General features: G+C 71.6%; 4 protein-coding genes. 3 read left to right on the top strand and 1 reads right to left on the bottom strand.

Annotated elements, in window-relative coordinates; all coding sequences use genetic code 11:
* The first annotated feature begins 79 nt into the window (after positions 1-79).
* Complete coding sequence (locus GTQ99_RS19780; protein ID WP_166617423.1) at positions 80-910, top strand: MoaF C-terminal domain-containing protein; 831 nt, start codon at positions 80-82, stop codon at positions 908-910.
* A 6-nt stretch (positions 911-916) separates the two neighbouring features.
* Positions 917-1,630 (top strand): SDR family oxidoreductase, encoded by a 714-nt coding sequence (locus GTQ99_RS19785; RefSeq protein WP_166617424.1) that lies wholly within the window; start codon positions 917-919, stop codon positions 1,628-1,630.
* Between the two features lie 122 nt (positions 1,631-1,752).
* On the opposite strand, the gene GTQ99_RS19790 is transcribed toward GTQ99_RS19785, so the two are convergent.
* Complete coding sequence (locus tag GTQ99_RS19790) at positions 1,753-2,772, bottom strand: helix-turn-helix domain-containing protein (protein WP_166617425.1); 1,020 nt, start codon at positions 2,770-2,772, stop codon at positions 1,753-1,755.
* A gap of 120 nt (positions 2,773-2,892) precedes the next feature.
* Here GTQ99_RS19790 and GTQ99_RS19795 point away from each other — a divergent pair, with 120 nt between their 5' ends.
* Positions 2,893-4,782 carry an amidohydrolase gene (locus GTQ99_RS19795; RefSeq protein WP_166617426.1) on the top strand — a complete coding sequence of 630 codons (1,890 nt, stop codon included), beginning with the start codon at positions 2,893-2,895 and terminating at the stop codon, positions 4,780-4,782.
* Positions 4,783-4,858: the final 76 nt, after the last annotated feature.

Genomic DNA, 4,858 nt, shown 5'->3' on the forward strand with positions numbered 1-4,858 from the left:
CTTCAGTCCCCGCTGCCCCTGCCACCGCTGACACCGGGTGTCGATCCCGCACGACGCCGCCGCTGAGAGGAAGCCACCGATGACCACCTCCGAGGCCGCCACCGGTCCCGCACCAGCCCTCGACTACCTGCCTGCCGAGCAGTGGCCAACGCTGAACGCCCTGGACGGTCACGGCTTCGGCGACTACGACCTGCCCGACTGCGAGGCCCTGACCGGTCAGTCCTTCCAAGCGCACTTCGACGGCGGCTCCACCCTGTCCATCTCCCTGGACGGCGCCCACACCGTCCGGCTGCGTGAGGAGAGTGCGCAGCGGGCCCTGCGGGAAGTCGTCGCCGCGGCGGCCGTCAAGGAGGTCGACGACGGGCTCTACCTGCTGCACGCCGCGCTCGGCGAACCGGCCGACGAGGCCCTGGTCGTCGTGCTCGACGTGAGCAGCGGCGCGGTCACCGTGGTGCGCAGCACCCTGCTGGACGACGCCGCTCCCGGCAGCCCCCGTGTCCACGAGGACGTGCGCACCGGCGCGCTCGCCGGGTCCTCGGCGCGCCACGAACGCACCAGCGAGCTCGTGGGCGCGCGCGTGCAGTACGTCTACGGCCCCGACAACGCCTACGAGCACCTCTACCTCACCGAGGCCGCCTACACCTGGCACTGCCTGGCAGGAGCAGAGCGGGGGCTGGCAGACACCGACCGCGGCCGAGTGTGGAAGCTGCGCGAGGAGGTCTACCTGTTCACCTGGCAGGAGAAGGTCGTCCCGTGCGACGGCATCGTCGCCATCAACTTCCGCCGCGGGCGCTCGACCGGGCGCATCTGGGGCCTGGACACCGAGACGGGCGAAACCAACGCGATCGCCATGGGTGCGCGCGAGACCGTGCTCTCCCGCACGGTCCACGACCCCTCCACCTGGGTCTGAGGACTCGTGGACCTCACCCTGGCGGGTCGTGCCGTGCTGGTCACCGGCGCCGCCTCGGGCATCGGGGCAGCCGTGGTGCACCGCCTGCGCTGCGAAGGCGCCCACGTCCTCGGCCTGGATCTGACCGCGGGAGCCGACGTGCGGGCGGACGTCACCGACGAGGAGCAGGTAGCACGGGCGGTCGCCGAGGCCGTGGAGGTCCTCGGTGGCCTTGACGGCCTCGTGTGCTGCGCCGGGGTGTCCGGGCCGGTGGGCGTGAACGCGGCCGACCTCGAGGCCAGCAGCTTCGAGCACGTGCTGTCGGTCAACGTGGTCGGGACCTTCCGCACGGTCAGGCACGCGCTGCCCCACCTCGCCGCCGGCCGCGAGCCCGCCGTCGTCCTGCTGGCCTCCGACTCCGCCCTGGTCGCGGCACCGGGGATGGCGCCGTACTGCGCCTCCAAGGGAGCCGTGCTGGCTCTGGCGCGCAGTCTCGCCGTCGACCTCAGCGAGGTCGGTGTCCGGGTGAACGGCCTGTGCCCCAGCGTCGTGGACACGCCGATGTCCCGGACCGACCTGGGGCGCCCCGAGGGTTTCGGCGAGGCGGGGTACCAGGTGCAGACACCGGAGGAGGTGGCCTCCTTGGTGGCCGTCCTGCTCTCACCGCTGGCACGAGCGGTCAACGGCACCCACCTCCTGGCCGACTTCGGCGCCTCGGCGGCGTCGTCGTTCCCCGCCTGAGACGAGCGAGAACCGTGCGCAGGCGGACCCGCCGGCACCTCGCTCCTGCGAGCGCCCCACCGGGGAGCTGCCGGTGGGACGCTGCACGACGGCCTGCGCCATCGGTGCGGTGCACCGACGCCTCACGCGTCGCTCGCGCCCTGCCCGGTGGCGCCCGCCACCGCCCTGCGGAACTCCTGCGGTCCCAGCCCGAACCGCCGCGCGAAGCACCGTGAGAAGACGCTCGGGTTGTGGAAGCCCCAGCGGGCGGCCAGCGCCGCGATGGGCAGGTGGGCGTTCCACGGCCGGGAGAGCTCGTCGCGGACGCGCTCGAGCCTCTTGGTGCGCACGTACCCGCTGACCGTGACCTCGTGGTCGGCGAACAGCTTGCGCACGTAGCGAGGCGAGAGGAAGTGCTCGGCGGCGACGAGTTCGGTCGTCAGGTCCTCATCGAGGAGGTGGGCATCGATCCAGCCGGTGAGCTGACCGAAGAGGACCGCCGAGCGCTGACCCACCGCCGCGCCGCGCACCTCGGCGATGATCGCCTGCAGGCACGAGACGATCGCATCCCCCAGGTGCCCACCGGCCGCGGGCGCCAGGTCATCGCCCACGTCGACGAGCACGGCGAGCAGCGATGACAGCGCCGCCGCTCCCGCAAAGGGGGACAGGTCCCGGACCACCAGGACGGCGCGCTCCTGCGCCCGCAGGGGCATCACCTGCCCCCCGATGCGAGCGATCAGGTAGCGGTGGGGAACCTCCGCGCGGAGCGAGCACGGGGTGATGCCGTCGTACAGCACCACCTGCCCGCGCCCCACCTCGATCGTGCGCCGGTCCTGAGTGATGCACACCGCGCCGTCGACGACGTAGCCGACGATGACGCCGGCGCGGTGAACGAGCTCGTCGGGGACCGGAGCCCAGCGGTGAGGCACGACCTGGACCTTGCCGGCCTGGATGAGGCACAAGTCGATGTCGCGCCACCGCCACACCCGCAAGACTTCGGGAGGTGACTCCTCAGAGCGCACGAGGACCGCATCGCGCGCCGTTTCAACGCTGCCGCAGCGGGTGTCCAGGTACCCCTGGAGGACGTGCGCAACAGTTCGCTCAGGCATCATCTTCTCGGCCGCCCCCAGTGACTTGACCCAGACGGCAACGCTCTCGCCCACAACGGCACTGTCTTCGCCGGGAGTCGCGCTCGTGAGGTAGGACGGTACTTACTCGGCAAGATCACCGCCAGTTCCTGTGGCGGGCTCGGGCACCCCACCGACGAAGAGGACAGTGGACCGATGAGCGAACGAGGAACGAGCCGACGCAACGTGCTGCGAGGAGCGGCGGGCGCAGCCGCGGCGGCGAGCATCACCGCAGCCGGCGGGAACACCTCAGCGCAGGCGCACCGCGGGCACTGGGCAGCGGACACCGTGGTCACCAACGGCAAGGTCCAGACGATGGACCGCAAGGGCCGGCGCGCCGAGGCGGTGGCCATCAAGCGCGGGTGCATCATCGCGGTCGGCACCAACCGGGAGATCGCCCGGCGCACCGGACGAGGCACGCAGGTGATCGACGCGCGCGGCGGCACGGTCCTGCCGGGCATCAACGACGACCACCTGCACTTCAACGGGTTCGGCTTCGAAGCGAGCAACTTCGGGTTCACCGGACCCAGGATCTACAGCTACGACGTCGCCACACCGACGGCAGCGCAGATCGCCGCGGTCATCGCCCAGGCCGTCGCGGAGGCGCCGGCCCCCGACACCTGGATCCGTGCCGGCGGCTGGGACGGCACCCGCCTCGACCGGCTCCCCACGCGCGAGGTCCTCGATCCGGTCTCCGGAGAGCACCCGGTCTACATGTCCGACATCTCCCACCACGCCCTCGCGGTCAACTCCAAGGCGCTGCAGCTCGCGGGCATCACGCGCGAGACCGCGGACCCTTCCGGCGGAACCATCGAGCGGGACGCCAACGGCGAACCCACCGGCATCCTGCGCGAAGCCGCCTCAGGTCTCGTGACGGCGGTCGTGCCGCCCTACACGCCGGCAGGGGTGTCGGAGTCCATGGACTTCGCCGCCTCCGTCCTGCACTCCCTGGGCATCACCAGCCTCACCGACCCCGGCGTCAACCTCGAGCAGGTCGAGCTCTACCGCGGGAAGATCCTGGACGGATCGCTCAAGCTGCGCATCAACCTCATGATCAGGGCGGGGCAGACCGCCGCCGCCCTCGAGGAAACCCTCAACGGCCTCCGTCCGCTCAGGGACGTGGACCCGCGGATGCTGCGCGTCGGCGAGGTCAAGGTCCTCGCCGACGGTGTGCCCACCGACGCGCAGACCTCGTGGCTGCACGAGCCGTTCCTCGACGGGCGCAACGGCCACCTGCTCACCGCCGGCGACACCGATGCGGAACGCCTCGCAGCCCTGCACGCCATCATCGCCCTCGCGGCCAGCAGAGGCTTCCAGGTCGGCACCCACGCCACCGGCGACGCGGCCATCGACGCCGTCGTCGCAGGCTACCTCGCCACCCAGAGCAACGCGCTGCGCCACTACGTCATCCACGGCGACCTCTCACCGGAGCCGACGCTGCAGCTGATGGCTGCCAACGACATCGGTGTGAGCTTCAACCCCACGATCAAGCACGTCTACAGCCGCTTCTTCGACACGACGATCGGCCCCGAGCGCGTGGACTACCAGTGGCCCTTCCGCACCGCCCTCGACCACGGCGTCAAGGCCTCCAGCGCCTCCGACGCCGCTGTCGTCACCCCTGACTGGCTCATCGGCGTCGCCGGCGCGGTGACCCGCGAGGGCTTCGACGGCAAGCTGGGCGGCATCGAGCAGGCCATCTCCATCGAGGAAGCCCTGCGCTCCTACACCGCCACCCCCGCCTGGCAGGACCACGCAGAGCGCTGGAAGGGCGTGCTGCAGCCCGGCTACGTCGGCGATGTGACGATCCTCAGTGCGGACATCCTCCAAGCGCACGGGTCGGAGGAGATCATGGGCTGCGAGGTCGTCGGCACGGTCCTCGGCGGTGAGGTCGTCTACGACTCGAGCACCTCCAGCGCCCCGGCGGCGCTCGCGGGCGCGGCGAAGGTGGCCGCCTACCGCCACCAGTCGTCGGTCGCCTGCTCGAGCGAGGGTGCGGTGTGCTGTTGCCGGGCCCACGAGGAGGCGATGGCCGGCCAACGGGTCTGAACTCCGACCCCTGCAGCGGCAGCGGTGGCGCCACCCTCCAACGGCTCCACCGCTGCCGCTGCAGGGGTCGGAGTTC

Origin of the sequence: Kineococcus vitellinus (genome assembly GCF_009906315.1) — a bacterium.
GTDB classification, from domain to species: domain Bacteria; phylum Actinomycetota; class Actinomycetes; order Actinomycetales; family Kineococcaceae; genus Kineococcus; species Kineococcus vitellinus.